Consider the following 26913-nt stretch of genomic DNA (forward strand, 5'->3'; position numbering starts at 1 on the left):
CCTTCGTGCTCTCCTCGACGCCGCGAGCGATCCACCCGGGGGCCTGGTGGCTGTGGGCCATCGGGCTCGCCGTGGCGGTCTCGCAGACGAACAACCCGCTCGTGCTGCTCATCGCCGCCGGCGCGGTGACCTTCGTCGTCGTCTCCCGCCGCAGCGACTCGCCGTGGGCGCGCGCCTTCCGGCTCTACGCGGTCCTCGGCGGATTCATCATCGGGTTGCGGATCGTGCTGCACGTGCTCGTCGGCCTGAAGTGGGGGGAGATCACCGTCCTGCCGCTGCCGCTCATCGAGCTGCCGGCCTGGGCCGCCGGGATCAACCTGCTCGGTGACGTGCAGCTCGAGGGGCTGCTCGCGGCCACCTTCGAGGGCATGCGCCTGGCCGCGATGATCCTGTGCATCGGCGCGGCGAACGCCCTGGCCGACCCCAAGCGGTTGCTCGCCGCCCTGCCCGGCGCGCTGCAGGAGATCGGCACCGCGATCGTCGTAGCGATCAGCGTCGCGCCCCAGCTGGCCGAGTCCGTCCGCCGCGTCCACCGGGCCCGGTTGCTGCGCGGGGACGGCGCGCGGGGCCTCACGGCCTTCCGGCGAGTGGCCATGCCGGTCCTGGAGGACACGCTCGAGCGGTCCATGGCCCTCGCGGCGTCGATGGACTCGCGCGGCTACGGACGGCGCAACGAGACCTCCCCCGCACGCCACCGGCTCACCGGCGCCCTCGCCCTCGGCGGCCTGCTCGCCATGACCATCGGCAGCTACGGCCTGCTCGACGCGACGAGTCCCGGCTGGCTCGGGCTGCCCCTGCTGCTCGTCGGGGTCGCCCTGGGCTCCCTGGGGCTGGCCAGCGGCTCCACCGCGGTGACGCGCACCGTCTACCGACCGGCGCCGTGGCGAGCCGCAGAGACCCTCACCGCCGTGTGCGGCGTCCTCGCCGCGGTGGCGGCCTTCGCCAGCACCGCGCTCGAGCCGGCCGCGCTGAGCATGTCCCTCACCCCGATCGGGCCTCCCCCGCTACCGTGGATTCTCACCCTCGGCCTGCTCGTCGCGGTGCTGCCCGGTCTCCTCACACCGCCGCCGCCGGTGGGCCGCCGGCGTGACCGCACCCGGCGCGCGGGCGCCGGCCCGGTCCCCCACCCCGAGACCGAAGGGAGCCGGTCATGAGCTGGGCACCCGAGCCCGCCATCCTCTTCGAGGACGTGACGCTCACCTACGACGGCAGCGGGACCCCGGCGCTCGCCCACGTCGACCTGACCGTCGACGAGGGCGAGCTCGCCCTCGTCGTCGGCCGCACCGGCTCGGGCAAGTCCACGCTCCTCGGCGCGATCAACGGGCTCGTCCCCCACTTCACCGGCGGCCACCTGCAGGGGCGCGTGCTCGTCGCCGGCCGGGACACCCGCACCCACCTGCCTCGCGATCTCGCCGACGTCGTCGGTGTCGTCGGGCAGGACCCGCTCGCCGGCTTCGTCACCGAGACGGTCGAGGCCGAGCTCGCGTACGGGATGGAGCAGCTCGGTCTGCCCCCGGCGACCATGCGGCGCCGTGTCGAGGAGGCCCTGGACGTCATGGACGTCGCCGACCTGCGCGACGCGCCCTTGCGCGACCTCTCCGGCGGGCAGCAGCAGCGCGTGGCCATCGGCGCCGTGCTCACGCAGCACCCCAGGGTCATCGTCCTCGACGAGCCGACCTCCGCGCTGGACCCGACCGCCGCCGAGGACGTCCTCGCCGCGATCTCCCGGCTCGTGCACGACCTGTCGACGACGGTGGTCGTCGCCGAGCACCGCATCGAGCGGGTCATCCACCATGCCGACTCGGTCATCCACGTCGCCGAGGGCCGGGTCGAGCACGGTCCACCCGCGCGGATGATGACCACCTCGTCCGTGGCCCCGCCGGTCGTCGAGCTCGGCCGGTGGGCCGGGTGGTCCCCGCTGCCGCTGTCGGTGCGCGATGCGCGTCGGGCGGCCCGCCCCCTTCGCGGGCAGCTGATGGAGGCACCGAGCCCGGCCCCGCCCCCGGTGCGGCCCGGCGGGCTCGAGGCGAAGGGGGTGACCGTCCGCCACGGCCGGCTGGTCGCCGTCGACGACGTCGACCTGTCGCTGCACCCCGGCACGGTCACGGCCGTGATGGGCCGCAACGGCGCCGGCAAGTCATCGCTGCTGTGGGCGCTCCAGGGGTCGGGCACGCGGACCGCCGGGAGCGTCGCGGTACGTGGTTTCGAGGCTCCTTCGTCGCACCTCGACCACCGTGGGATCGACCCGGGCGAGCTGCCGTCGGCTGCCCGACGCACCGTGGTGGGTCTGGTGCCGCAGACCCCGGGTGACCTGCTCTACCTCGAGACGGTGGGCGCGGAGTGCGCCCGGGCCGATGCGGATGCCGGCCGCGACCCGGGCAGCTGCGCGGCAGTGCTGGAGGAGATCGCCCCCGGCATCCCGTCCGGGATGCACCCGCGTGACCTGTCCGAGGGCCAACGCCTCTCACTCGTCCTCGCCGTGCAGCTGACCGCCGACCCACCGGTGCTCCTGCTCGACGAGCCCACCCGGGGTCTGGACTACTCCGCCAAGCGCGCCCTGGGACGAGCCCTGCGCACCCTCGTCGCCCGCGAGCGCACCGTCGTGCTGTCGACGCACGACGTCGAGTTCGTCGCCGAGGCCGCCGACCGGGTCGTCATCATGGCCGACGGGGAGATCATCGCCGACGGCCCGACGGCCGAGGTGGTCGTCTCCTCGCCCGCCTTCGCGCCGCAGGTGGCCAAGGTGCTCGCGCCCGCGCCCCTGCTCACCGTGGCCGGCGTGCGCGAGTCGGTCGCCGCGGCGCAGGGGGCCTCCTCGTGAGGCACACCGCCGTCGCACTGCGTCCCCGGGCCGTCGCCGCGATCGCGCTGACGAGCCTCGCCGGCGTGTTCGCCTTCCTCTGGCCGCTGCTCATCTCCCCCGACACCGGGCTGTCCCACTCCGGGGACGCCCCGCTCGTCTTCGCCGCGATCCTCATCGGCGTGCTCGCGGTCGTCCTCGCCGAGGTCAGCGACGGGGGCCTGGACACCAAGGCCGTGGCCATGCTCGGGGTGCTGTCCGCGGTCGGCGCCGCGCTGCGTCCACTCGGGGCGGGCTCGGCGGGGCTGGAGACGGTCTTCTTCCTGCTCATCCTCGCCGGACGCGTCTTCGGTCCGGGCTTCGGCTTCGTCCTCGGCGCGACGACCCTCGCCTCGAGCGCCCTCATCACCGCCGGCGTCGGCCCGTGGCTGCCCTTCCAGATGCTCGCCGCCGCCTGGGTCGGCCTGGGCGCCGGTCTGCTGCCGCGGGCGAAGGGGGTGACGGAGGTCGTCCTGCTCTGCGGCTACGGCGCGGTGACCGGCCTGCTCTACGGCGCCGCCCTGAACTTCTCCTTCTGGCCCTTCACGGTGCAGGGCGAGGAGTCGCTGTCCTTCGTCGCGGGCGCTCCGGTCACCGAGAACCTCACCCGATTCCTGGCCTTCTCCCTCGCGACCTCCCTCGGCTGGGACATCGGCCGGGCCCTGACCAACGTCGCGCTCATCGCGCTCACCGGGCGGCCGGTCCTCGGCGCGCTGCGACGGGCCGCCCGTCGGGCCTCGTTCGCCGCGGCCTGACAGCCGTCTGCGAGGATGGCGCCATGCCGACGGACCTGGACCGACACGAAGCGTGGCTCAGCCGCGAGGACCTGGACAACATCCGCGGGCGGGTGCCCATCCTCTACGTCGCAGCGGTCCCCGTGCGCGTGGCCGACAACGGCTCGGTGACGCGGGTCGGGCTGCTCCTGCGCGCCTCCGACACCGGCACGATGGACCGTGAGCTCATCGCCGGTCGGGTCAACTACCACGAGCGGGTGCGTGACGCCCTCGTGCGGCACCTGGAGAAGGACCTCGGCCCGATGGCACTGCCCTCCGTCCCGGCCTCGCCCGTGCCCTTCACGGTCGCCGAGTTCTTCCCGACGCCGGGCATCACGCCCTTCCACGACCCGCGCCAGCACGCGGTCGCGCTGAGCTACATCGTGCCGGTGCGCGGTGACTGCGCCCCGCAGCAGGACGCCCTGGACCTCGCATGGCTCACGCCCGCCGAGGCCGGCGAGACGGGGCTGCAGGCCGAGATGGCCGGCGGCCACGGCGCCCTGCTCCAGCAGGCGCTGTCGCACCTGGGCCACGGCGGCTTCTGAGGCCCTGCCCCTACTTGCTGAACTGGTCCTTCCGGCGGGTCATGTCCTTGCGGTCCTTCGAGTAGGCCTCCTCGTACGTCGGCGCCGTGCCGCCGAGGCGGGCCGGGTGGAAGCGCAGCTCGTCCCCCTTCGGCTGCGGGTAGGCAGCGAGGGTCTCGTCGAGCATCTGCTTCATCACCCGACGAAGGTGGGCGGTCACCTCGGCGACGTCGTCGTCCGGCCCGACGTGGATGGGCTCGCCGACGGTGATGTGGATCGGGGCCTTCGTGCGGCCCAGCCGCTTGGGCACGTCCTTGGTCCAGATGCGCTGGGCCCCCCACACGATCGTCGGCAGGATGGGCACGCCGGCGTCCTTGGCCATCCGCACGGAGCCGGACTTCAGCTCCTTGATCTCGAACGAGCGCGACATCGTCGCCTCCGGGTACACGCCGACGATCTGGCCCTGGCGCAGACGGTTCGTCGCCTCGGCGAGGGCACCCGCACCCGCGTGGCGGTCGACGGGGATGTGCTTGAGCCCGCGCATGATCGGACCGGCGACCTTGTGCTGCCAGATGGACTTCTTGGCCATGAAGCGCACCCAGCGGCGGCTCTTGCGGGCACTCAGCCCCGCGAAGACGAAGTCGAGGTAACCGGTGTGGTTGATCGCCATGACGGCACCACCACGGCGCGGGACATTGGCTTCCCCCTTCATCGTGAAGCGGTATCCGTTGAGGAGGAAGATGACCCGGGCGACGATGATGATCAGCCGGTACAGGGGCTCGGGTGGACGCATGTCGACAGACTACGACGTCGCCGGGTGGGGGGTGGGCCCGATTGGCAGGGCAGTGAGCGGGGATGGGAAGATTCGGCCCATGACCGAGCACTCCCTGTCCCCCGACGCTGCCCGCATCCCGGAGCGTCCCTCCCTCGAGGGGCTCGAGGAGAAGTGGGACGCGGTATGGCGTGAGCAGGAGACCTACGCCTTCGACCGTGCGGGTGGGCGCGAGCAGGTCTTCTCCATCGACACCCCGCCGCCGACGGCGAGCGGCAGCCTGCACATGGGGCACGTCTTCAGCTACACGCACACCGACTGCATGGCCCGCTACAAGCGCATGCAGGGGTTCAACGTCTTCTACCCGATCGGTTGGGACGACAACGGCCTGCCGACGGAGAAGCGGGTGCAGAACTACTACGGCGTGCGCGGCGACTCCTCGTTGCCCTACGACCCGGACTTCACTCCCCCCTTCGCCGGGACGACGAAGACGATCAAGGCCGCCGACCAGGTCCCGATCAGCCGGCAGAACTTCATCGAGCTGTGCGACGAGCTGACGGTCAAGGACGAGGAGGCCTTCGAGTCCCTCTTCCGCCGCTTGGGCTTCAGCCTCGACTGGGCCATCCAGTACCGCACGATCGACGAGCACTCGCGGGCGACGGCGCAGACGGCCTTCCTGCGCAACCTCGCCCGCGGTGAGGCCTACACCGCAGAGGCCCCGGGCCTGTGGGACGTCACCTTCCAGACCGCCGTGGCCCAGGCCGAGCTGGAGGCGCGCGACTACCCCGGCGCCTACCACCGCGTCGCCTTCCACGGCGCCGACGGTCCGGTCCACGTCGAGACCACCCGCCCGGAGCTGCTCCCTGCGTGCGTCGCCCTCATCGCGCACCCGGACGACGAGCGCTACCAGGGCCTCTTCGGCTCCACCGTGACCTCCCCGATCTTCGGCGTCGAGGTCCCGGTCCTCGCCCACCGCGGCGCCGAGATGGACAAGGGCGCCGGCATCGCCATGTGCTGCACCTTCGGCGACCTCACCGACGTCATCTGGTGGCGTGAGCTGCAGCTGCCGACCCGCTCGGTCGTCAACCGGGCCGGCCGCATCGCCGCCGACGTCCCCGAGTGGATCTCCGGGGAGACGGGCGCCGAGGTCTACACCCAGATGTCCGGCAAGACGGTCCACTCCGCCCGCGAGGTCGTCGTCGAGGCGCTGCGCGCCTCCGGTGACCTCGACGGCGAGCCGCAGAAGACGCAGCGCAAGGCCAACTTCTACGAGCGCGGCGAGAAGCCGCTGGAGATCGTCACCTCCCGCCAGTGGTACATCCGCAACGGCGGCCGGGACGAGCAGCTGAACGAGACGTTGCAGGGCCGCGGCGACGAGATCGCCTTCCACCCCGAGTTCATGAGGTCGCGCTACAAGAACTGGGTCTCCGGCCTCAACGGCGACTGGCTGATCTCCCGCCAGCGCTTCTTCGGCGTGCCGATCCCCGTCTGGTACGCCCTCGACGCCGAGGGCGAGCCGCAGTACGAGTCGCCGCTCGTGCCCGAGGAGTCGCGGCTCCCGATCGACCCGACCGCGAGCGTGCCCGACGGGTACACCGAGGACCAGCGCGACCAGCCGGGCGGCTTCACCGGTGACCCCGACGTCATGGACACCTGGGCCACCTCCTCCCTGTCCCCCCAGATCGCCGGTGACTGGTTGGGGCGCGAGTCCGGCCGCTCCGATCTGTTCGACCGCGTCTTCCCGATGGACGTGCGTCCGCAGGGGCACGACATCATCCGCACGTGGCTCTTCGCCACGATCGTGCGCGCGCACTTCGAGCACGGCAGCGCGCCGTGGCGAAACGCCGCGATCTCCGGCTGGATCCTCGACCCGGACCGCAAGAAGATGAGCAAGTCCAAGGGCAATGTCGTCACCCCCGAGGACGTCGTCGTCGAGCACAGCGCCGACGCGGTGCGCTACTGGGCCGCCTCCAGCCGGCTGGGCACCGACGCCGCCTACGACACCGGCCAGATGAAGATCGGTCGCCGGCTGGCGATCAAGCTGCTCAACGCGAGCAAGTTCGCCCTGGGCTTCGGCACCGTCGAGGGCGACCTCACCGCCGCCGTGACCAACCCGCTCGACCAGTCGATGCTCGCCGGGCTCGCGCGCGTCATCGCCGATGCGACGGCCGGCTTCGAGGGCTGGGACTACACCCGCAGCCTCTCGGTGACCGAGACCTTCTTCTGGACCTTCTGCGACGACTACATCGAGCTGGTCAAGGACCGCGCCCACGGCGGCGAGGGGCAGGACCCCGCCGGCACGGCCTCCGCCCGCGCCGCACTGCGCCTCGCGCTCGACGCCCTGCTGCGCCTGCTCGCACCCGTGCTGCCCTACGCCACCGAGGAGGTCTGGTCCTGGTGGCACGAGGGCTCGGTGCACCGCGCCGCGTGGCCGACCGTCGACGAGCTGCCCTCCGGTGGTGACGCGGCCGTCCTCGGTGCGGTCGGCGAGGCCCTCAGCCAGATCCGCAAGGCCAAGTCCGACGCCAAGGTCGGCATGCGCAGCGAGATCACCGCGGCCACCCTCGTCGCTCCTGCCGCGACCGCGGAGCTCGTCCGCGTCGGCGAGTCCGACCTGCGCAGCGCCGGCCGGCTCTCCGGGTCCTTCGAGCACGCCGAGGGCGAGGAGATCGGGCTGCGGGACGTCGAGCTCATCCCCTTCGTCAAGCCGAAGAAGAACTGACCCCTTCCCGGCCCGGCTCGCGACGCAGCGGGGTCGGGTCGGGGTTCAGCTGCGGCACCCGCCACGGCGCGAGTGCCGGTGACCCGTTGCCCGCCCGGCGGTGTCCGGTGGGCTGGACCAGGATCCACGGCACCGACCACCCGCCCAGGTCGAGGCGCCGGGTGGCGAACTCGTCCTCGCTCAGCGCCAGCACCTGCCCGGAGCTCGGCTCGTACACGCTCAGCTCACCGGTGCGGGCGCCTGGGATGACCAGGGTGATGTGGCGCGGGAGCACTGCGTTGCCGACGTAGAGGGCCGCCGGCTCGCCGTCGACGACGAGGTCGGTCAGGCGGCGGTACCGGGCACGCAGCGCCTCCTGGGAGTGCGCGCGCAGCGAGACCAGCCGGTAGCGCGTCCCGACACGGGCGCAGCCGTTCTCCAGCTCGTGCCGCAGACCCCACGGTGGTGTCCCCAGGGCCCGTGGCCACGCCACGGCCAGTCTCCCGCCCGATGCGGCCCACCCGTTCGTCCGGGCCTGGACGGTGCGCTCCCAGGAGGCGAAGCGCTCCGGGAAGGTGCTGCCCTCGGCGCCGGGGACCGGGTGTCCCTCGCCGTGGACGACCCACCGGGCGAACGGGCCGTCGACGAGCATGCGTGCCACGGTCGCGCACGCCGACCCGCAGGTCGTCGGGCTCTGCTGCCGCGGGCCCGAGGACCCGGTGGCCAGCCGGAAGGGTGCGCTCACCCGATCATCCTGTCAGGTGGCTCAGGCGGAGCGCTTGTGCTTGCGCTTGCCCGTCTCCTCGTGGCGCACGATCGTCGGCAGGACGTTGTCGCGCACGACCTCCTCGGTGACGACGATCTGCTTGATGCCCTCGTCGCTCGGCGCGTCGAACATCACCGGCATGAGCACCTCCTCGAGGATGGCCCGCAGACCGCGGGCGCCGGTCCCGCGGGCGATCGCGGACTCGGCGATCGCCTCGAGGGCGTCGTCGGTGAACTCCAGCTCCACCCCGTCGATGTCGAACATCTTGCGGTACTGCTTGACCAGCGCGTTCTTCGGCTCCGACAGGATCTGCACCAACGCCTCCCGGTCGAGCGGGCTGACGGTGGTGATGATCGGCAGGCGGCCGATGAACTCCGGGATGAGGCCGAACTTCATCAGGTCCTCGGGCATGACCTCGGTGATCGCCTCGGCCAGGTCGGTGGACTTGTGCAACTCGGAGCCGAAGCCCAGCCCCTTCTTGCCGATGCGTGACTCGATGATCTTCTCCAGGCCGGCGAAGGCACCGCCGACGACGAAGAGGACGTTCGTCGTGTCGATCTGGATGAACTCCTGGTGCGGGTGCTTGCGGCCACCCTGCGGCGGGACGGAGGCGGTCGTGCCCTCGAGGATCTTCAGCAGCGCCTGCTGCACGCCCTCGCCGGAGACGTCGCGGGTGATCGACGGGTTCTCGGACTTGCGGGCGACCTTGTCGATCTCGTCGATGTAGATGATCCCCTGCTCGGCCTTCTTGGTGTCGTAGTCGGCGGCCTGGATGAGCTTCAGCAGGATGTTCTCCACGTCCTCGCCGACGTAGCCGGCCTCGGTCAGCGCCGTGGCGTCGGCAATGGCGAAGGGGACGTTGAGCATCCGCGCGAGCGTCTGGGCGAGGTAGGTCTTGCCGCAGCCGGTCGGGCCGATGAGCAGGATGTTGGACTTGGCGATGTCGACGTGGTCCTCGTCGCGCTTGGCGGCGGCACCGTCGTCGGCCTGGATGCGCTTGTAGTGGTTGTAGACCGCGACCGCCAGCGCCTTCTTCGCCTTGTCCTGACCGATGATGTAGGTCTCGAGGAAGTCGAAGATCTCGCGCGGCTTGGGCAGCTCGTCCAGACCGAGGTCACCGGAGTCGGTCAGCTCCTCCTCGATGATCTCGTTGCACAGGTCGATGCACTCGTCGCAGATGTACACGCCCGGACCGGCGATGAGCTTCTTGACCTGCTTCTGCGACTTGCCGCAGAAGGAACACTTGAGCAGGTCGCCACTCTCTCCGACTCGTGCCACGTCCGGTCCTTCCTGCCTGGTGGGTCGACCCGTCCGGCCGCCTGTGGGTCGACGGTACCCAAACGGGGGGTGTCTCACCTCCATTCGACACCCCCGGACGGGAGCGCGTCGCCCTTGTCCGCTATCAGCGGAACGCCGGGTGTCGTACCCGGGCAGCACGAAGGGCCCCGGCGAACCGGGGCCCTTCGTCGTCGTGGTCGCTCAGTCCTCGAGGGAGGCCTTGCGCGGGCTGAGCACCTCGTCGATGAGGCCGTACTCCTTGGCCTCCTGCGCGGTGAGGTGCTTGTCGCGCTCGATGTCCTCGCGCACCTGCTCGACGCTCTTGTTCGAGTGCTGGGCCCAGGTCTCCTCCAGCCAGGTGCGCATGCCCAGCACCTCGTTGGCCTGGATCTCGATGTCGCTGGCCTGGCCGCCGGCGCCGCCGGCGAGCGCGGGCTGGTGGATGAGCACCCGGGCGTTCGGCAGGGCGAAGCGCTTGCCCGGCGCACCAGCGGACAGCAGGACCGCGGCCGCGGAGGCCGCCTGGCCGATGACGAAGGTCTGGATGTCCGGCCGGATGTACTGCATCGTGTCGTAGATCGCCGTCATGGCGGTGAACGAGCCACCGGGGCTGTTGATGTACATGAGGATGTCGCGCTCGGGCTCCATCGACTCGAGCACGAGCAGCTGGGCGATGATGTCATCCGCGGACGCGTCGTCGATCTGCACGCCGACGAAGATGATCCGGTCCTCGAAGAGCTTGGTGTACGGGTCGGTCCGCTTCATGCCGTAGGAGGTGCGCTCCTCGAACTGCGGCAGGACGTAGCGGTTGGACGGACCGGGAGGCATCGAGGCCCCGCCCGGGGCGTCGGTACGCAACTGGGTATCGAAGTTCATGGGTGTCTCCTGGGGGCTCGCGGGGAAGGGACTCACTCGGTGACGGGGTTGTCGTCCCCGCGGCCCGTCTGGTCGGAGCGCTCGAAGACGTGGTCGACGAAGCCGTACTCCATGGCCTCCTGGGCACCGAACCACCGGTCGCGGTCGGAGTCCTTGCTGATCTGCTCGACGGTCTGACCGGTGTGCTCGGCGATCAGCTCGGCCATCTGGGTCTTGACGAAGAGCATCTGCTCGGCCTGGATCTTGATGTCGGAGGCCGTGCCACCGATGCCACCCGAGGGCTGGTGCATCATCACGCGGGCGTGCGGGGTCGCGTACCGCTTGCCCTTCGTCCCGGCCGACAGGAGGAACTGGCCCATGGACGCGGCCAGACCCATCGCGACGGTCGCGACGTCGTTGGGGATCCACTTCATCGTGTCGTAGATCGCCATGCCCGCGGAGATCGACCCGCCGGGGCTGTTGATGTAGAGCCAGATGTCCTTCTCGGGGTCCTCCGCGGCCAGGAGCAGCATCTGGGCACAGATCGCGTTCGCGTTGTCATCACGCACGTCCGACCCGAGGAAGATGATGCGCTCCTTCAGGAGGCGCTGGTAGATGTGGTCGTCGAGTCCCATCCCGCCCTGCGGGCCGGCCGCGACGATCTCGCTGCTGTTGCTCACGCTCACTCGCTTCTCCGCCCCGGGGGCGGTGCTCTGGTTCGAGACTGGCTGTGCCTGTCACTGACCCTAACGCCAGCCGGGCCGGACTGTTTCCCGTCACCCGCACGTGTTCGCCGTGAGCGCAACGCACGGCGCGAAGGGGGCCACCCCCTTCGCCCTCGCCGTCACCGCAGGAGGAGGTTGAGCACGACGGTGAGCACCACGGAGGCGATCACCGAGAACAGGATCATGCCCAGGCAGCCCATCGCGCCGCCGAGCGGGCGGACCCGCATGCGGGGTCGCTCACTCACGACGCCTCCTGCCTCGGCGGGCTGACGAGGAGCGCGAGACCGGCGAAGCCGTCGAGCTCGACGTGGAAGCCGTGCAGCTGGTCGACCTGGCCGAAGACGGAGCCGTCACCCATGTCCATCAGCCGCGACCCGGGCTCGAGGCGCTCGCTGATGACCGTCCCGGAGATCGGGTCGGCGGAGAAGTTGAGCACGGTCACCTGCAGCTGCCCCGGGACCTGTTCGTACTCGTGCACCATGACGAGCATCGCCGGGTGGGCGACGTCGGGGACGTCGACCTGGCGGGTCGTCGCGACGGCGAAGTAGCCGCGCAGGTGCAGGATCTCCCGCAGCCGGGTGACGAAGGAGTCGGGGTCCTCCAGCTGCCGGTCGACGGGGCCGTAGAGGGTGCGCGCCCGGGGCATCCCGGACGTCGACCACTGCTCGTCCGGTGCGACGTCGAGCAGGTCGTAGGCCGGCCGATGGATCCACCGCGTGTCACCCTCGCGCAGGAGGTCCGCGATCTGCTCCGCCGGGATCGGCAGCGCCCCGACCAGGTCCCAGCCCGACAGCGCGAAGACGCCGGGCTGGAGGGCGTTGTACATCGCGAGCAGCAGGTGCGCCCGGCGCACCTGCTCGACCTGCTCGTCGGTGAGTGCGTCGAGGTCCCTGAAGCCCAGGGCCCCGGTGATGACGGAGGCGGTGGTCGAGGCGATCCCGTTCGTCGTGAAGACGAGGTTGTAGGGGGCGGCGTCCCCGGTCAGCGTCCCCGTGAGCTCCCCGCGGACCGTTTCGGCGAGCTCCGCCCCCGTCACCTCCCCCCCGCGGAAGGTGAACACGTCATCGCGGTGACGGCTGGCGAAGTGGACGAGCTCGTAGGTCAGCTCGTCGTGGTTCTGCAGCGCGTGCACCAGCCCCGCCGCGTCGACCCCCAGGCGCTGCGCCTCGCGCAGGGCCAGCCGCAGGAACTCGGTGTCCCCCGTGGCGAGCGCGTGGTGGTAGGCGGGTCGGGTGATGAAGTCGTAGGACAGGTCGGCACCGCCGGCGGCGGTGTCCCGGATGTCCTCGATCGAGAGGTTGAGCTCCTGGAAGGTGAAACCGCCGACCTTGCGCACCATCGAGCCGATGAGCTGGTTGGCGGCCTCCGAGAGCGGGTGCCCCTCCGACCAGGCCGGCCCGACCTCGAGGGTGCGCTCCACCCCCAGGAAACCGTTCGCGTCCAGGCGCAGCCCCCCTGAGCCGAGGTCGCCGATGCTGTGGAGGGCGTCCCCGATGACCAGGCGCATCCCGGCGAAGGTGGGGTCGAGCCAGTTGATCGAGGGCTGCCCCTCCTTGAAGTAGTGGAGGTAGACCCAGCGCCGGGTCACGCCGTCCGGTCCGGTGACCGGGGCCGTGGCCGACCAGTTGGTGTCCTTGACCCCCGGCACGTGGAAGATCACCCGCTGCAGCTCGCCGATGATGTGCCCGGCCTCGGTCAGGGCCATCTCGTCGACCTCGTCGAGGTTGGCCGAGTCCCTGCCCTCGGGGACGTCGGGCAGCAGGTGCCACTCCTCGGGCGGTATGGAGACCATGTGGTAGATCCCCGGGTAGTCCCCGACGCCGAGCTCGGCGAGACGGAAGTCGGCGCCCTTGCCCGTGTGGCCGGGGACGATGTCGTCGATGACGGTGCCCTCGTGCTCGGCGGCGACCCGGCACATCTCCCGGAAGTCCTCCTCGGTGCCGAAGAGCTCGTCGATGTGCGTCCCGATGCGGTCGAAGTGCCCGTCGACGCTGGGGGTCGGGTTCCACCCCGAGAGTCCTCCTGCCCGCTTGACCGGTCCGGTGTGCACCCCGTGGATGCCGATGTGCTCGAACGCGGACCACAGGTCCGGGTCGGCGAGCGTGCCGAGGAAGGACTCCCCCCGGCGGGTGATCATCGAGATCGGGTAGGCGGTGAACCACACGGAAGCCGTCTGCACCGCCGCCCGGGGGTCGGGGCGGGCGAAGGGGTTCTGCCACATCGAACCCAGGCCACTGAACTGGTTGGCGATCTCCTTGGCGTCCTGGAGCATCGACTGCTCGCAGAGCCAGTCGACGTAGACGGGGTTGGACCCCTCGGGCTCCCCCGAGCGGACCTGGGCCCGCGTCGGAGCACCCTGCTGCCGCAGCCGGGCACGCGGGCGCAGGGCCTTGGGCCTGGCGGGAAAGAAGACCTGGGCGAAGTTGGGCTCGCCCGACCCCTCGACCTCGAGCGCCTCGGGCGCCTCGGATGCCTCGGACGCCTCGGGCGGATCCGCGTCGAACTCGCTCATGGCACCCACGCTACGGGGTCCGCGTGCGCGCCGACGTCCCGTCATCCGCAGAGAACTCGCCCGCGTCGCCGGTCGGCGTGCCGATGTGCTCGCGTGCCCACCGCGGGACCACGAAGAGCGCCCGGGCCTCCGCCGTCACGTGGCCCTCCGGGTCGCGGATCTCACCCCGGGCGCGCACCTTCCACCCGTCGACCTCCTCGACCCAGCCACGGGCCACGTGCTCGACCCCGAGCGACGTCGGCCGTCGGTAGGTGGTGTTGAGGTACGCGGTCAGTCCCGGTCGACCGATTCTCGCCGGCGCCGACCCGACGACCTGGTCGAGGACGGCCGCGACGATCCCCCCGTGGACGCACCCGGGGGGCCCCTCGTAGCCGGCCCCGAGGGTGAAGGTGCAGCGCATGCTGCCCTCGTCGTCACCGGTGACGCGCAGCGGTGGGGAGATCGGGTTGCGCATGCCGACCATCGGGTTGCCGTGGTCGCGCAGCCGCCCGTCGCTCGTGGTCTCGATCCCGAGCGGACCGGCCTGCGCGTGTGCAAGCAGCCGCTGCGTGAGGTCGCGAACCTCTGCGGCCACGGTCGTCAGCGTCTCGTCGTCGACCCGTGTGCGCACGCACACATCGACCAGGTCCCGCACGCTCGTGGCGAGATCGGACTGGGCGTGCTCGGTGGCCGCGAGCGCCTCCGGGTCCTCGGCGGTGACGGGCGAGACGAAGGCGCCGTCGGTCATGGGGTCCTCCTGGTGGTGGGTGCTGAACGAGTGTGCAACGTCGGGACCCCGCGCGCAACGACGTCAGCGCGCGTCACCCGGCCGCTCGCGCACGGCGGTCACCGCGACGAGGGCGGGCAGGGCCAGCAGGCCCACGAGCAGCAGGGAGCGCAGCACACCCACGTGGTCGCCCATCAGGCCGAGGAGGGGCGGTCCGACGATGAAGGCGACGTAGCCGATCGTGGAGACGACGGACAGGCGGGCGGCCGCGCGCACCGGGTCGTCCGCCGCCGCGCTCATGCCCACCGGGAAACCGAGGCTGGCCCCGATGCCCCAGAGCACGACGCCGACGAAGGCCAGCGGGGTCGACCCGAGGACGACGAGCAGGGAGCCGAGCGCGGCGAGCACGAAGGTGCCACGCAGCACCGGGACCCGGCCGAAGCGGTCGAGCAGACCCACCCCGAGCAGCCGTCCGCAGGTCATCGCACCGAGGAAGGTGGCGAAGGCCAGGACGCCGACCCATCCCGGCTGGTCGTGCCCCTCGGTCACGGCGATGGCGATCCAGTCGTTGGCGGTGCCCTCCGTCAGCGCAGCGACGAGGACGACGAGGCCGATGACGAGGGTGCGCGGCTCGAGCCAGGCGCTCCCCCGCGTCGTGGGCGTCGTCGGCACCCCGACCGGCTCCTGGGTGCGGGCGAGGTAGGCGCGCGCGGTGGGCAGGCCGACCGCGAGGACGAGGACCGCGGCACCGGTGAGGTGCGCGAGGACCGGCACGTGCAGGGCCACGAGTCCCGCCGCCCCGAGGGCGCCGAGGACGGTCCCGCCGGAGAAGCAGGCGTGGAAGTGCGGCATGACCGTCCGGCCGAGCCGCTGCTCCACGGCGGCGCCCTCGTGGTTCATCGCCACGTCCCACAGCGAGACCCCGACCGCGAAGACGAGGAGACCGAGCGCCGTCGCGACGACAGTCCCGACGAGGTCGAGCCCGGCGCCGAGGGCCACGAGCCCCACCGCCGCGACGAGGACACCGACGGTCGTCGTCCGGGCGGCACCCAGCGCGGTGATGACGCGACCGGCCACCGGCAGGGCGAGCACGGAGCCGAGCGCCCCCGCGAGCAGCGTGCGACCGAGCTCCCCCGGGGTGAGGGAGAGGTCGGTGCGGATGTCGGGGATGCGCGAGGCCCACGAGGCGAAGCCGAAGCCGTTGACCGCGAAGGTCATGAAGACCGCGGTGCGGGCACGACGAAGGGGGTCACCACCCAGCGGCGGTGACCCCCTTCGTCGTGAGGTGGAGGAGGTCAGGCCTTCTCGTCCTCGGTGGTCCCGGCCGGCTCGGCCTCGGTCTCCGCGGTCTCGGCCTCGACGACCTCGGGCTGCGGGGCGTCGCCCTCGGCACCCTCGACGGCCTCGTCCTCGTCGCCACCGGGGGTGATCTCGTCGAGGTCGACCTCGTTGCCGTCGGCGTCGACGATCGTCGCCTTGTCGAGCGCGGCGGCCAGCGCCTTGCGGCGGGCCACCTCACCGACCATGCCCTCGACCTGGCCCTGCTGGTCGAGCAGCTGGGCGAACTGGTTGGGCTCCATGCCGTACTGCTGGGCCTGCATCATCAGGTACTCGATGAGCTCGGGCTGGCCGACCTCGACCTCCTCGGCCTTGCCGATGGCGTCGAGGAGGAACTGGGTCTTCAGCGCCTTGCGGGTCTGCTCGTCGACCTCGGCACGGTGCTCCTCGTCCTCGAGACGACCCTCCTGCTCGAGGTGGTTGTGCACCTCGGTCTCGACGATGCTCTCGGGGATGGCGATCTCCGTCGACTCGAGCAGGTGCTCGAGGACCTTGTCGCGGGCCTGGATCCCCTGCTCGAACTTCTTCGCCTGCTCGGCCTGCTTCGCGACGTCCTCGCGCAGCTCGGCGGCGGTGTCGAACTCGCTGGCCATCTGGGCGAACTCGTCGTCGACCTCGGGCAGCTCCCGGATCTTGACCGAGTGCACGGTCACGGTGCAGTCGGCGACGGTCCCGGCCTGGTCGCCACCGGCGAGCGGGGCGGAGAAGTCCTTCGTCTCCCCCTTCGCCATGCCGAGCAGCGCCTCGTCCATGCCCTCGAGCATGTTGCCGGAGCCGACCTCGTAGGAGACGCCCTCGACGGAGTCGATCTCCTCGCCGGCGGCCTCGGCCTTGAGGTCGATGGAGACGAAGTCGCCGTTCTCGACGGCGCGGTCGACGCCGACGAGGGTGCCGAAGCGCTCACGCAGCTCGGTCAGCTTCTCCTCGACGTCCGCGTCGGTGACCTCGAGGTTGTCGACGGAGATCTTCAGGCCGTCGTAGTCGGGGAGGGTCACCTCCGGGCGCACGTCGACCTCGACGGTGAACTTGAGGTTCTCCTCGTCGGTCATCGGCACCTCGGTGATGTCCACCTCGGGCTGGCCGATCGGGTCGATCTCGGTCTCGTCGACGGCCTTGCCGAAGAACTCCGGGAGGGCCTCGTTGACGGCCTCCTGGATGACCGCGCCCTTGCCGACGCGCTGCTCGATGATCCGCGCGGGCACCTTGCCCTTGCGGAATCCGGGGACCTGGATCTGGTCACCGATCGACTTCAGGGCCGCGTCGACGTGCGGCTGGAGCTCCTCGCTCGGGACCTCGACGGTCAGCTTGACCCGGGTCGGGCTGAGGTTCTCGACGGCACTCTTCACTGCAGGCACTCCACACGATCTGGACGACGACGGGGGTTGGGGCGTTGGCTCTCGGGTCGACTGCCGACCCTCGGGCACGCACGCACCGTCCCGGCTGGCCGGGACACGAGCAACCACTGTATCGGCTGGAATCCCACAGGCCGAATGCGCGGGTTCTCAGTCCTCCCGCGGCACGAGCGAGATGAGGGTGAGCTCCCCCTCGAGCGAGGACTTCTCGGTGACGACACCGACCTCGCGACCACGCACGGTGAAGAGGGCGATGGCCCTGCCGCCGTACATCCTCCGGAAGTCCTCGTAGGTGTACTTCGCCGTCAGCGAGGTGCGCCGCACGTCCATGTGCTTCGCCCGCTCGGTGAGCTCCTTGTACTCCAGGGCGGGGGCGAAGGGGGTGCGCGCGGTCAGGTGCGAGGCCGTCTCCGTGCGGTCGGCGCCGACGTGCTCGGCGGGCGCAACGGCCAGCTGGAACACGTGCGCCCGTCCCAGGAAGTGCGAGAACTCGCGGGCCGCGATGGTGTTGCGCTCGTCCTGATCGGTGGCGGCGACGAAGGTCTTCAGGCCCGCGAGGTCCATGTCGCGCACGACGTAGTCACTGAGCAGGTTGGCCATCTCGACCCGCATCCCGGCCATCCGGGCCCGCTGCAGCGCCGCGCGGTAGACGGTGACGATGACGACGTCCACCCCGACGTCGCCGAGCGCCTTGGCCACGCGCACGATCCACTCGTCGCCACCGGCGAGGATGACCCCCTGGGGCGAGGTCGTCGCCAGCCCGAGCCGCTCGGCGAGCCGGCCCACGCCGAGCCCGTAGATGGCGACCGTGGCGACGATGACGAGGAAGACCAGGGGCACCATTTGGGCGGCCTCCGTCCCGAGGTGCTCGAGGCGGGCCGCGTGCTCGGGGTCGGACGCACGCTCGGCCGCATGGGCGAGCTCGAGGGCGAAGATGCTCACCACGGCGGCGGCGACGATGCCCCGCGGCGCCATGAAGGCGAGCAGGCGCCGCTCCTCCTTCGTGGCGCCGGTTCCCACGAGCCCGAGGAAGACGCTCAGGGGACGGACGGCGAGGACGAGGGCCAGGACGAAGACCGCCGCGACGGGCGCGACCTCCACCACGGCCTCGGGCGAGACGCGGCCGGCGAGCACGATGAAGAGGATGCCGACGAGGAGCACCTGCAGGTGCTCCTTGAACTGGGTGACGTGCTCGAGGTGGAGGTTGGGACGGTTGGCCAGGAAGACGCCCATGATCGTCACCGTGAGCAGCCCGCTCTCCGACTCGATGGAGTTGGAGAGGGCGAACGCACCGACCGCGGCAGCGAGGAAGACCGCACCGTGGAGGAAGTCGGGCACGAGGTGGCGCTTGATGGCCTGCTCGAGCAGGACGCCGAGGACCAGGGCGATGAGGACCGCGGTGACGATGGTCGTCCCGAGCGAGGTCAGGACCGCGCTGACGGGGTCGGCCGAGGTCCTGGCCAGGACGGCCTGGAAGACGAGGACGGCGAGGATCGCCCCGATGGGGTCGACGACGATGCCCTCCCACCGCAGCAGCGCGGCGATGCGCCGGGTCGGGCGCAGCTGGCGCAGGATCGGGCCGATGACCGTCGGTCCGGTGACCACGAGGACGGCGCCGACGAGCAGCGCCAGCTCCAGTGGGAAGCCCAGCAGCCACCCGGTCAGCGTGATCAGCGCCCAGGCGATGGCCACGGTGACGGTGCACAGCCGCACGGTGCTTCGTCCCAGGTCGCTGATGTCGCTCAGCCGCAGTGACAGGCTGCCCTCGAAGAGGATGATCCCGACGGCGAGGCTCACGCCGCTGAAGAGGACCTCCCGTCCGAGGACCGCGTCGGGGGTCACCACCTGGCCGAGGCCGAAGCCGACGATCAGCAGGATGAGGATCGAGGGGATGCGCACGGCCCAGGCGAGGACCTGGCAGGCCACGCCCAGTGCGGTCACGAGCGCGAGGTAGCTCGCCGGGTCGCTGATCACGAGCGCAAGACTGCCACCCCGACGGCGGCGAGGGCCAAGACAGCACCTGAGTGGTCGGGGTAGCCGGATTCGAACCGACGGCCTTCCGCTCCCAAAGCGGACGCGCTACCAAGCTGCGCCATACCCCGTTGACCCGATTGCGCTCGGGCTGCGTGCGGGGACTAGGCTAACCCCTGCTGCTCCGGCCGTTGCGCCACAGGCCGACTCAGGGGCTGCGCGCGGGTGTAGCTCAATGGTAGAGCCCCAGTCTTCCAAACTGGCTACGCGGGTTCGATTCCCGTCACCCGCTCCCCGGCACGAGGCCCGCGGGACCCCAGGGGTCCTGCGGGCCTCGTCGTCGATAACGGTTCGGCACCCACCGGCCGCGGCCCGCAACCCGCCTCCCCCTTCGCACGTCTGGATCCATGACGCAACCGGGCGTCGCGCGCCGGGCTCACGCCCTCGGCGAAAGGGGAAGTCGTCATGAACACTCGTCGCAATCTGGGTCGGTTCGCCGTCGGTGCACTCGCGGCCGCGGCCACCGTGGCCGCGGTACCGGCAGCAGCACCGGCCGCCACCGCCGCGCCCTACTGCAACCTGATGTGGGGATCGCTGGCCAAGGCAGGAGGCACGTACACGAGCGGCACGCTGGCGAACGTGCGCTCCGGTCGGCACGCCTGCTTCGACCGTCTCGTCCTGGACGTCGACGACGTGCCCGGTCGACTCGGCCACCACGTGCGCTACGTCAGCACGGTCCGCATGGACGGCAGTGGCACCGCCGTCCCGCTGCGCGGCGGCGCCGACCTGCGCGTCATCCTGAAGGCACCGGCGTACGACAACCACGGGAGGCCGACCTACCGGCCGGCCAGCCGGACCAACCTGGTGGACGTCTCCGGCTACCGCACCTTCCGCCAGGTGGCGTGGGCGGGCAGCTTCGAGGGGCAGACGACCATCGGGCTGGGGGTGCGGGCGCGCTTGCCGTTCCGCACCTTCGTGCTCGACGGACCCGGTGACGGGGCCCGACTGGTCGTCGACGTCGCGCACCGCTGGTGAGACGGCCGGTCGGGGCGGGGTGCACCCGTGTGGGGACATGTCCCCGCACGGGTGCGCACCACCCCGACGGGGTGGACGAGGCCGCTCACTCCCCCTTCGCCGTGATGCGGAACTCGTGGATCGAGCGGCCGGCCGCCCTGCCCTTGTCCTCGAAGCCGGCGCTCGGCCGCCACCCGGGGCGCTCCCCCTCGACCACGGTGACGCCACCGTGCTCCTCGAGCTGACCGCGCACGTGGTCGGCGTAGGCGGCGTGGTCGGTGGCGACGAGCAGGTGCCCACCGGGACGCAGCCGGTGCAGGAGCATCTCGAGGGTGTCCTGCTGGACGAAGCGCCGCTTGGCGTGGCGCGCCTTGGGCCACGGGTCCGGGAAGAACAGGTGCACCGCCGCGAGCTGGTCGGCACCGACGCACTGCACGAGGTACTCGATCGCATCCCCCGGTGCACGCGGACGTTGGCCAGGCCCTCCTCGTCGGCGCGGGCCATCAACCGGGCGACACCGGGCACGTGTACCTCGGCGGCGATGACCCCGTGGTCGGGGTGCTCGCGGGCGTAGGCGAGGGCCGACTCCCCGTAGCCCGACCCGATCTCGAGGACGACCGGCACGTCCCGGCCGAAGGCGTCGACGGGATCGAGGGGTGTCGTCGGGACCGCGTAGCGCGGCAGGAGCGTGTCCATCCGCTCCTGGGTCTGCGGGGACATCCGCCACCGGGGGGTGAACGTGCGCACGGTCGCGCGGTAACGCCCCTCCTCGGTCAGGGGGGTGTCCGTCAGGGGCGCCTTGTACTGGTCGGGCTCGTGCGGGTCGGGCTCGGAGGTGGTCACGGCCGCACAGGCTATCCCGAGCTCAGTCGCGCCAGATGATCACCGCGGCGCGGTCGTCCTCGGCTCCCGCACGTCCGCCGGCGACGAGGGTCTTGGCGAGCCCGGGGAAGCCGCTGGTGAGACGGGCCTGGGCGGCACCGAGCATCCAGTCGATGCCGTCGTCGAGGTCACGCCCGCGTGACTCGATGATGCCGTCGGTGTAGACGAGCAACGCGTCGCCGCGGTTGAGGACCGTGTGTGCCTGCGGGTACTCGGCGTCCGGGACGAGACCGAGCGCCGGGCCCCGGTTGCCGTCGAGCGGGACCCACCGCCCGGAGCCCGCGTCGTAGTGCATCGCCGGGGGGTGGCCGGCCGAGGCGACCGTCGCCTCGCCCGTCTCCAGGTCGAGGCAGAGGTGCACGGCGGTGGCGAAACCCTCGTCCCAGCTGTCGCGCTCCAGGAACTCGTTGGCCATCGGCAGCACGCGGTGCGGGGTGGCCGATCCGATGACGCCACCGAGGGCACCGGCGAGGACCAGCGCCCGGGTACCGGCGGCCTGTCCCTTGCCGCTGACGTCGGCGAGGACCATCTCCAGCTGACGACCGCACCGGCTGGAGGAGGTGATGTTGAAGTCACCGGCGAAGGCGTTGCCGTGCGCGGTGGCGAAGGACCGCTCCGCGTGCCACCCGCGGGGCAGCCGCGGGATCTCGCCCATCGCGTGCAGGCGCGAACGCAGGTCGCCGAGCATCCGGTCCCCCTCGAAGGTCGCCGCCCCGTGGTGCGAGCGCGACGTCGCGACCGCGTACATCAGGGCCAGGGAGATCATCAGGGGGAGGGTGCCGACCATTCCCTCGTCGGTGAAGACGAGGGCCCATGCGACACAGACCAGGACAGCGCCGAAGACCATGCGCACCTGCTGCAGCGAGCAGAGCGTGGTCGCCAGCAGGCAGACGGGCACCAGGGCCACGAGCGGGACCGTGGCCGTCCACGTCTGGTGGGCCACGGCGATCGCGAGCACGGTCGCCAGGACCGTCAGCAGGAGAGGCGTCCCGTCAATCCGCGGCAGCGACCGCGGCAGCCATCGTCGCTCCGCCCACACGGGCGCACGACTCGGCAGGATCGCAGACACGCTCGTACTCCCCGGTCGTCCTCGGTGCCCACCGAATGGCGGGACCTGATCGCACCATAAGCGTCGGCGGGCCCCGTGTGAAGGGCCGTGACCGATCAGCAACCATGCCGAGCACCCGTGCGGGGCTGGCGAATCGGACTCAGGGCAGGGGCGGGAGGGTCCCCTCCGACTCGTAGGCCGACACCATGTCGATGCGCCGCTGGTGGCGCTCCTCACCCGTGAAGTCGGTGGTGAGGAAGACCTGCACCATCTCCTTGGCCTCGCCGAGCGACTGCATCCGGCCGCCCATCGACAGCACCTGGGCATCGTTGTGCTCGCGGGCGAGCCGCGCCAGCTCGGCGTTGTAGCACAGGGCCGCACGGATGCCGGCGACCTTGTTGGCCGCCATCTGCTCACCGTTGCCGGAGCCGCCGAGCACGATCCCGCGGCTGCCGGGGTCCTGCGCGACCGCCTCGGCGGCCCGCAGCACGAAGACGGGGTAGTCGTCGACGGCGTCGTACTCGAGGGGGCCGTGGTCGGTGACCTCGTGGCCCTCCGCCGCGAGGAAGGTCAGCAGCTCCTGGTGGAGCTCGAAGGCCGCGTGGTCGCCGCCGATGTGAACGCGCAAGGTCTCTCTCCGGTGTGTGGGAAGGGGTGGGGCCGGGTCAGTCGAAGATCGGGTCGCGGGTGCGGGTGCGCTTCAGCTCGAAGAAGCCGTCGGTCCCGGCGACGAGCACGCAGCCGTCGAAGAGACGCCCGGCGTCCTCCCCCTTCGGCACCGGGGAGACGACGGGACCGAAGAAGGCCACCTCGCCGACCGAGATCACCGGCGTACCCACGTCGTCGCCGACGAGGTCGATGGCCCGCTGGTGGCTCTCACGCAGGAACTCGTCGTGCTCCTCGCCGTCGGCGGCGTCGATCAGCTCCGCGGGCAGGCCGACCTCGGCGAGCGCCTCGGAGACGACGGTGCGGAAGTCGCGCTGCTCCTGCAGGTGGATGCGGGTACCGATGGCGTCGTAGAGGGGCTTGGTGACCTCGTCACCATGGGCCCGGCGGGCCGCGGCGATGACCCGCACGGGCGTCCAGCCCCGTGCCATCAGGTCGAGGTAGTCCTCGTCCAGGTCCCGTCCCTCGTTGAGCACGGACAGACTCATCTGGGACCACGTCACCTCGACGTCACGGACCTGCTCGACCTCCATCAGCCACCGCGAGGTCAGCCAGGCCCACGGGCACAGGGGGTCGAACCACATCTCCACGGACTGTTTCGGCATGGCCCCATCGTCGCAGACCCTCGGGGCAGATCGGTCGTCGGGCCGGGTGCGTGAAAGCATGGGAAAAACGTGCCCGATGCGAAGGAGACCCTGTGCCCGGGAAGAACCTCACCCGTGAGGAGGCCGCGGAACGTGCGGCCCTCGTCGAGGTGGACGACCACGCGATCACGCTCGACCTGACGACCTCGGAGACGACGTTCGCGACGACCAGCACCATCCGCTTCACGGCGAAGGGAGGCAGCAGCACCTTCGTCGACTTCATCGGCGAGTCCGTGGACGAGGTCGTGCTCAACGGCGCCTCGCTGGACCCGGCGGACGTCTTCGCCGACCACCGGGTGCGTCTCGACGACCTCGCCGAGGCCAACACGGTGACGATCCGGGCGACCGGCCGGTACATGAACACCGGTGAGGGACTGCACCGCTTCGTCGACCCCGTCGACGGCGAGGTCTACCTCTACACGCAGTTCGAGGTCCCGGACAGCCGCCGCATGTACCCGGTCTTCGAGCAGCCCGACCTCAAGGCGAGCTTCGCGCTCACCGTGACGGCTCCCGCGCACTGGCAGGTCATCGGCAACTCGCCCACCCCGGAGCCGACGCCCGCCCCCGGTCGGGAGGGCGTGGCCACGTGGGCCTTCGCCCCGACCGAGCGCATGAGCAGCTACATCACCGCGCTCGTCGCCGGCCCCTACGACGTCGTGCGTGACTCGTTGGTGTCCGGCGGCAAGGAGGTGCCGTTGGGCATCTTCTGCCGTCGCTCGCTGACGCAGTACCTCGACGCGGACAACCTCTTCGCGCTGACCAAGGCCGGTTTCGCCTTCTACGAGGAGGAGTTCCGGCAGGGCTACCCGTTCACGAAGTACGACCAGGTCTTCACGCCGGAGTACAACATGGGCGCGATGGAGAACGCCGGCTGCGTGACCTTCCACGAGATGTACGTCTTCCGGTCCAAGGTCCCCGACGCGCTCGTCGAGCGCCGCGCCCTCACGGTCCTGCACGAGCTGGCCCACATGTGGTTCGGCAACCTCGTGACGATGAAGTGGTGGAACGACCTGTGGCTCAACGAGTCCTTCGCCGAGTGGGCCTCGACCACCTGCCAGGCCGAGGCCACGGAGTGGACCGATGCGTGGACGACCTTCTGCACCCACGAGAAGGCCTGGGCCTACCGCCAGGACCAGCTGTCCTCGACGCACCCCATCGTCGCGCCGATCCGTGACCTCGAGGACGTGGAGGTCAACTTCGACGGCATCACCTACGCCAAGGGCGCCTCGGTCCTCAAGCAGCTCGTCGCCTACGTGGGCCGCGAGGCCTTCCGCGACGGCATCCGGGCCTACTTCGACAAGCACGCGTGGGGCAACACCACCCTGGACGACCTGCTCGTCGAGCTGGAGGCCACCTCCGGGCGGGACCTGCGGTCCTGGTCGCAGCTGTGGCTGGAGACGGCCGGGGTCAACACCCTGCGCCCGCTCGTCGAGGTCGACGAGCGTGGCCGCTACGTCGACGCCGTCATCGAGCAGACCCACGCCGAGGGGTTCCCGACGCTGCGGCCGCACCGCCTCGCGGTCGGCATGTACGACCTCGTCGACGGTGCGCTCGTGCGCCGCGAGCGCATCGAGGTCGACGTCGACGGCGAGCACACGCCCCTGCCGGATCTCGTCGGGCAGCTCCAGCCGGACCTGCTGCTAATCAACGACGACGACCTGACGTACGCGAAGCTGCGTCTCGACGAGCGTTCCCTCGCCACACTGCTCTCCCACCCCACCGCCTTCGGCGAGTCGCTGCCCATGTCCCTGGCGCTCGCGTCGGCCTGGGACATGACCCGTGACGCCGAGATGGGCGCCCGGGAGTACGTCGACCTGGTCATGCCGGTCCTCGACGGGCTGGATGACTCGACGCTGCTGCGCACGCTGCTGGCCCAGGTGTCGACGTGCGTGGCCACCTACAGCGCCCCCGAGCACCGGGAGGCCCTGCGCGAGGCGGTCGTCACCTCCCTTCGCTCGCTCGCGGAGACGGCTGCGCCCGGCAGCGACGCCCAGCTGCAGCTCGTCACCGCCCACGCCAACATGCTCTCGCCCGGCGCCGACACCGGCCTCGTCTCCGGCCTGCTCGACGGCAGCGCCACCCTCGAGGGCCTGGCCGTCGACACCGACATGCGGTGGACCCTGCTCACCGGCCTCGCCGCCGCGGGCGAGGCCGACGCCGACGCCATCGCGCAGGAGGCGAAGGGGACAACACCGCGACCGGTCGCGAGCGCGCCGCCCGCGCCGCCGGGAGCATCCCGACGGTGCAGGCCAAGGAGGCCGCGTGGCAGGCCGGCGTGGTCGCGACCGACACCCCGAACTCCGTCGTCGACGCCCACGGGCTCGGCTTCGGCCGGGTCGTCGACCCGGCGCTGCTGACCCCTTCGTCGAGCGGTACCACGACGTCCTCGAGGACGTGTGGTCGACGCGGACGCACGCCATCGCCGAGGGCATCGTCCTCGGGTTCTACCCGATGGCCCTGGCCGGCCCGCAGCTGCTCGCGACGACGCAGGCCTGGTTGGACGAGCACCCGCAGGCCCCCGACGGCCTGCGGCGGCTCGTCGCCGAGAGCCGCGATGCCGTCGTCCGCGCCGTGCGCGCCCAGGAGCGTGACGGCCGGTGATGCTGGTCGACCTCCCGTTCGTCGACGTGCCCGAGAACGACCCCGTGCGGGAGCTCACGTGGGGTGGTGCCCTCGACTGGATGCTCGGCGCCCCGCTGCGGATCGTCCTCACCCTCGTCGTCGCCTACGTGGCCCGGCGCCTGGTGCACCGGGCGATCACCTCGGCCATCAACGCCTCGATCGCCCGCAGCGAGGCCGCCCAGGCCAAGCGGGACCACAAGCGCGCCCGGGGGATGTCGGCGACCACCGTGCGCGAGCGTTCCCGGCAACGGGCCCTGACGACGGGCTCGCTCCTGCGCAGCATCGCCACCATCGTCATCGCCACGATCACGGCGCTCACGGTGCTGGCGCTCATGGCGATCCCGCTCGCGCCGCTGCTCGCCTCCGCGGGTGTCGGTGGCGTGGCCCTCGGTTTCGGCGCCCAGGCCCTGGTCAAGGACTACCTGTCGGGCATCTTCATGATCCTCGAGGACCAGTACGGCGTCGGTGACTACATCGACACCGGAGAGGCCGTCGGCACCGTGGAGGAGGTCTCCCTCCGGGTCACCCGGCTGCGCGACCTCGACGGCGTCGTCTGGTACGTGCGCAACGGCGAGATCCTGCGCATCGGCAACCGCAGCCAGGGGTGGTCGACGGTGATGGTCGACCTGCCCTTCTCCTACAAGGAGGACGTCGACCACGTCATCGGGATCATCCGCGAGGAGGTCTCCAAGATGACCGACGACACCCACTGGGGCGAGGTGCTGCGCGAGGCCCCGAGCGTGCTCGGGGTGGAGACCATCACCGCCGGCATGATCACGGTGCGGGTCTTCGCCACCTGCGCACCCAACGAGAACTGGTCGATCCAGCGGGAGATCCGGCGCCGGGTCAAGGACGCCTTCGACCGTGAGGGCATCGCCGGCCCCCCGCTCCCGCCCATCGGCGGCAACCACACGATCTGAGAGGC

Annotated in this window: 22 protein-coding genes, 2 tRNA genes and 2 pseudogenes; 9 read left to right on the forward strand and 17 right to left on the reverse strand. The window is 71.2% G+C overall.

Translation table 11 applies throughout. From position 1 onward, the window contains the following. Nucleotides 1-5: 5 nt before the first annotated feature. From PVE36_RS10255 to PVE36_RS10270, 4 genes are read left to right on the forward strand one after another with little or no spacing between them, the layout of a single operon-like run. Nucleotides 6-1154: an energy-coupling factor transporter transmembrane component T gene (locus PVE36_RS10255; RefSeq protein ID WP_277452142.1), complete on the forward strand. Its 1149-nt coding sequence runs from the start codon at nucleotides 6-8 to the stop codon at nucleotides 1152-1154. Continuing rightward, on the forward strand, nucleotides 1151-2821 hold the full coding sequence (locus tag PVE36_RS10260) for an ABC transporter ATP-binding protein (RefSeq protein WP_277452143.1): 1671 nt from the start codon (nucleotides 1151-1153) through the stop codon (nucleotides 2819-2821). The genes PVE36_RS10255 and PVE36_RS10260 overlap by 4 nt, the downstream gene beginning before the upstream one ends. Beyond that, nucleotides 2818-3594, forward strand: coding sequence for an ECF transporter S component (locus PVE36_RS10265; protein WP_277452144.1), 777 nt, complete (start codon nucleotides 2818-2820; stop codon nucleotides 3592-3594). Before PVE36_RS10260 ends, PVE36_RS10265 begins: the two co-directional genes overlap by 4 nt. Before the next feature lie 23 nt (nucleotides 3595-3617). Then, nucleotides 3618-4157 (forward strand): NUDIX hydrolase family protein, encoded by a 540-nt coding sequence (locus PVE36_RS10270; RefSeq protein ID WP_277452146.1) that lies wholly within the window; start codon nucleotides 3618-3620, stop codon nucleotides 4155-4157. Between the two features lie 10 nt (nucleotides 4158-4167). Here the strand turns inward: PVE36_RS10270 and PVE36_RS10275 are convergent, their stop codons facing one another. Continuing rightward, nucleotides 4168-4929 (reverse strand): lysophospholipid acyltransferase family protein, encoded by a 762-nt coding sequence (locus tag PVE36_RS10275; protein ID WP_277452147.1) that lies wholly within the window; start codon nucleotides 4927-4929, stop codon nucleotides 4168-4170. A gap of 79 nt (nucleotides 4930-5008) precedes the next feature. On the opposite strand from PVE36_RS10275, the gene valS reads away from it, so the two are divergent. Next, complete coding sequence (gene valS, locus PVE36_RS10280) at nucleotides 5009-7630, forward strand: valine--tRNA ligase (RefSeq protein WP_277452149.1); 2622 nt, start codon at nucleotides 5009-5011, stop codon at nucleotides 7628-7630. On the opposite strand, the gene PVE36_RS10285 is transcribed toward valS, so the two are convergent. From PVE36_RS10285 to PVE36_RS10335, 11 genes are all read right to left on the reverse strand, one after another. Continuing rightward, nucleotides 7611-8354 carry a hypothetical protein gene (locus PVE36_RS10285; protein ID WP_277452150.1) on the reverse strand — a complete coding sequence of 248 codons (744 nt, stop codon included), beginning with the start codon at nucleotides 8352-8354 and terminating at the stop codon, nucleotides 7611-7613. The genes valS and PVE36_RS10285 overlap by 20 nt on opposite strands. Before the next feature lie 21 nt (nucleotides 8355-8375). Further along, nucleotides 8376-9653: an ATP-dependent Clp protease ATP-binding subunit ClpX gene (clpX, locus tag PVE36_RS10290; RefSeq protein ID WP_277452151.1), complete on the reverse strand. Its 1278-nt coding sequence runs from the start codon at nucleotides 9651-9653 to the stop codon at nucleotides 8376-8378. A gap of 201 nt (nucleotides 9654-9854) precedes the next feature. After that, nucleotides 9855-10529: an ATP-dependent Clp protease proteolytic subunit gene (locus PVE36_RS10295; RefSeq protein ID WP_277452152.1), complete on the reverse strand. Its 675-nt coding sequence runs from the start codon at nucleotides 10527-10529 to the stop codon at nucleotides 9855-9857. Between the two features lie 32 nt (nucleotides 10530-10561). After that, nucleotides 10562-11143 carry an ATP-dependent Clp protease proteolytic subunit gene (locus PVE36_RS10300; protein ID WP_277242280.1) on the reverse strand — a complete coding sequence of 194 codons (582 nt, stop codon included), beginning with the start codon at nucleotides 11141-11143 and terminating at the stop codon, nucleotides 10562-10564. Between the two features lie 209 nt (nucleotides 11144-11352). Beyond that, nucleotides 11353-11478, reverse strand: a complete 126-nt coding sequence (locus PVE36_RS10305) for a hypothetical protein (RefSeq protein ID WP_277452153.1) — start codon at nucleotides 11476-11478, stop codon at nucleotides 11353-11355. Beyond that, the gene (treS, locus tag PVE36_RS10310) at nucleotides 11475-13745 is read right to left on the reverse strand and encodes a maltose alpha-D-glucosyltransferase (protein ID WP_277452154.1); all 2271 of its coding nucleotides are present in this window, start codon (nucleotides 13743-13745) and stop codon (nucleotides 11475-11477) included. The genes PVE36_RS10305 and treS overlap by 4 nt, the downstream gene beginning before the upstream one ends. Nucleotides 13746-13755: 10 nt before the next feature. Further along, nucleotides 13756-14472: a PaaI family thioesterase gene (locus PVE36_RS10315; protein WP_277452155.1), complete on the reverse strand. Its 717-nt coding sequence runs from the start codon at nucleotides 14470-14472 to the stop codon at nucleotides 13756-13758. 63 nt (nucleotides 14473-14535) lie between these two features. Further along, a complete protein-coding gene (locus PVE36_RS10320; protein ID WP_277452157.1) occupies nucleotides 14536-15669 on the reverse strand; it encodes an MFS transporter in 1134 nt (377 codons plus the stop codon). 77 nt (nucleotides 15670-15746) lie between these two features. After that, a complete protein-coding gene (tig, locus tag PVE36_RS10325) occupies nucleotides 15747-17135 on the reverse strand; it encodes a trigger factor (RefSeq protein ID WP_277452158.1) in 1389 nt (462 codons plus the stop codon). 156 nt (nucleotides 17136-17291) lie between these two features. Next, nucleotides 17292-19115: a sodium:proton antiporter gene (locus PVE36_RS10330; protein ID WP_277452159.1), complete on the reverse strand. Its 1824-nt coding sequence runs from the start codon at nucleotides 19113-19115 to the stop codon at nucleotides 17292-17294. Nucleotides 19116-19166: 51 nt separating this feature from the next. Continuing rightward, nucleotides 19167-19243, reverse strand: a tRNA-Pro gene (locus PVE36_RS10335). 90 nt (nucleotides 19244-19333) lie between these two features. Here PVE36_RS10335 and PVE36_RS10340 point away from each other — a divergent pair. Continuing rightward, nucleotides 19334-19404, forward strand: a tRNA-Gly gene (locus PVE36_RS10340). Nucleotides 19405-19577: 173 nt separating this feature from the next. Continuing rightward, a complete protein-coding gene (locus PVE36_RS10345) occupies nucleotides 19578-20147 on the forward strand; it encodes a hypothetical protein (RefSeq protein ID WP_277452160.1) in 570 nt (189 codons plus the stop codon). Nucleotides 20148-20232: 85 nt separating this feature from the next. Here PVE36_RS10345 and PVE36_RS10350 read toward each other — a convergent pair whose 3' ends face one another. The 5 genes and pseudogenes from PVE36_RS10350 to PVE36_RS10370 all read right to left on the reverse strand — a co-directional run bounded on the left by PVE36_RS10350 (nucleotide 20233) and on the right by PVE36_RS10370 (nucleotide 23327). Further along, nucleotides 20233-20562: a hypothetical protein gene (locus PVE36_RS10350; protein WP_277452161.1), complete on the reverse strand. Its 330-nt coding sequence runs from the start codon at nucleotides 20560-20562 to the stop codon at nucleotides 20233-20235. A gap of 77 nt (nucleotides 20563-20639) precedes the next feature. Continuing rightward, nucleotides 20640-20846: pseudogene (locus tag PVE36_RS10355) on the reverse strand (tRNA (guanosine(46)-N7)-methyltransferase TrmB); the annotation flags it as partial. 145 nt (nucleotides 20847-20991) lie between these two features. Next, nucleotides 20992-22077 (reverse strand): PP2C family protein-serine/threonine phosphatase, encoded by a 1086-nt coding sequence (locus PVE36_RS10360; protein ID WP_277452162.1) that lies wholly within the window; start codon nucleotides 22075-22077, stop codon nucleotides 20992-20994. A 139-nt stretch (nucleotides 22078-22216) separates the two neighbouring features. Beyond that, nucleotides 22217-22684, reverse strand: coding sequence for a ribose-5-phosphate isomerase (locus tag PVE36_RS10365; RefSeq protein ID WP_277452163.1), 468 nt, complete (start codon nucleotides 22682-22684; stop codon nucleotides 22217-22219). Between the two features lie 37 nt (nucleotides 22685-22721). Then, nucleotides 22722-23327 carry a DsbA family protein gene (locus tag PVE36_RS10370; protein WP_277452165.1) on the reverse strand — a complete coding sequence of 202 codons (606 nt, stop codon included), beginning with the start codon at nucleotides 23325-23327 and terminating at the stop codon, nucleotides 22722-22724. A gap of 92 nt (nucleotides 23328-23419) precedes the next feature. On the opposite strand from PVE36_RS10370, the pseudogene pepN reads away from it, so the two are divergent. Next, a pseudogene (pepN, locus tag PVE36_RS10375) lies at nucleotides 23420-25967 on the forward strand (aminopeptidase N). Beyond that, the gene (locus tag PVE36_RS10380) at nucleotides 25967-26908 is read left to right on the forward strand and encodes a mechanosensitive ion channel family protein (RefSeq protein ID WP_277455817.1); all 942 of its coding nucleotides are present in this window, start codon (nucleotides 25967-25969) and stop codon (nucleotides 26906-26908) included. The pseudogene pepN and the gene PVE36_RS10380 overlap by 1 nt, the downstream one beginning before the upstream one ends. The last annotated feature ends 5 nt before the right edge of the window (nucleotides 26909-26913 follow it).

The organism is Janibacter sp. DB-40, from assembly GCF_029510815.1.
In the GTDB taxonomy this organism is placed as follows: domain Bacteria; phylum Actinomycetota; class Actinomycetes; order Actinomycetales; family Dermatophilaceae; genus Janibacter.

What these genes read in the sequence shown, in the direction of transcription:
- PVE36_RS10295 (WP_277452152.1), bottom strand. Translation starts at nt 10,529, where the DNA reads ATGAACTTCGATACCCAGTTGCGTACCGACGCCCCGGGCGGGGCCTCG.
- treS (WP_277452154.1), bottom strand. Translation starts at nt 13,745, where the DNA reads ATGAGCGAGTTCGACGCGGATCCGCCCGAGGCGTCCGAGGCATCCGAG.
- PVE36_RS10345 (WP_277452160.1), top strand. Translation starts at nt 19,578, where the DNA reads ATGAACACTCGTCGCAATCTGGGTCGGTTCGCCGTCGGTGCACTCGCG.
- PVE36_RS10320 (WP_277452157.1), bottom strand. Translation starts at nt 15,669, where the DNA reads ATGACCTTCGCGGTCAACGGCTTCGGCTTCGCCTCGTGGGCCTCGCGC.
- PVE36_RS10260 (WP_277452143.1), top strand. Translation starts at nt 1,151, where the DNA reads ATGAGCTGGGCACCCGAGCCCGCCATCCTCTTCGAGGACGTGACGCTC.
- PVE36_RS10300 (WP_277242280.1), bottom strand. Translation starts at nt 11,143, where the DNA reads ATGGGACTCGACGACCACATCTACCAGCGCCTCCTGAAGGAGCGCATC.
- PVE36_RS10275 (WP_277452147.1), bottom strand. Translation starts at nt 4,929, where the DNA reads ATGCGTCCACCCGAGCCCCTGTACCGGCTGATCATCATCGTCGCCCGG.
- valS (WP_277452149.1), top strand. Translation starts at nt 5,009, where the DNA reads ATGACCGAGCACTCCCTGTCCCCCGACGCTGCCCGCATCCCGGAGCGT.
- PVE36_RS10270 (WP_277452146.1), top strand. Translation starts at nt 3,618, where the DNA reads ATGCCGACGGACCTGGACCGACACGAAGCGTGGCTCAGCCGCGAGGAC.
- PVE36_RS10315 (WP_277452155.1), bottom strand. Translation starts at nt 14,472, where the DNA reads ATGACCGACGGCGCCTTCGTCTCGCCCGTCACCGCCGAGGACCCGGAG.
- PVE36_RS10380 (WP_277455817.1), top strand. Translation starts at nt 25,967, where the DNA reads ATGCTGGTCGACCTCCCGTTCGTCGACGTGCCCGAGAACGACCCCGTG.
- PVE36_RS10370 (WP_277452165.1), bottom strand. Translation starts at nt 23,327, where the DNA reads ATGCCGAAACAGTCCGTGGAGATGTGGTTCGACCCCCTGTGCCCGTGG.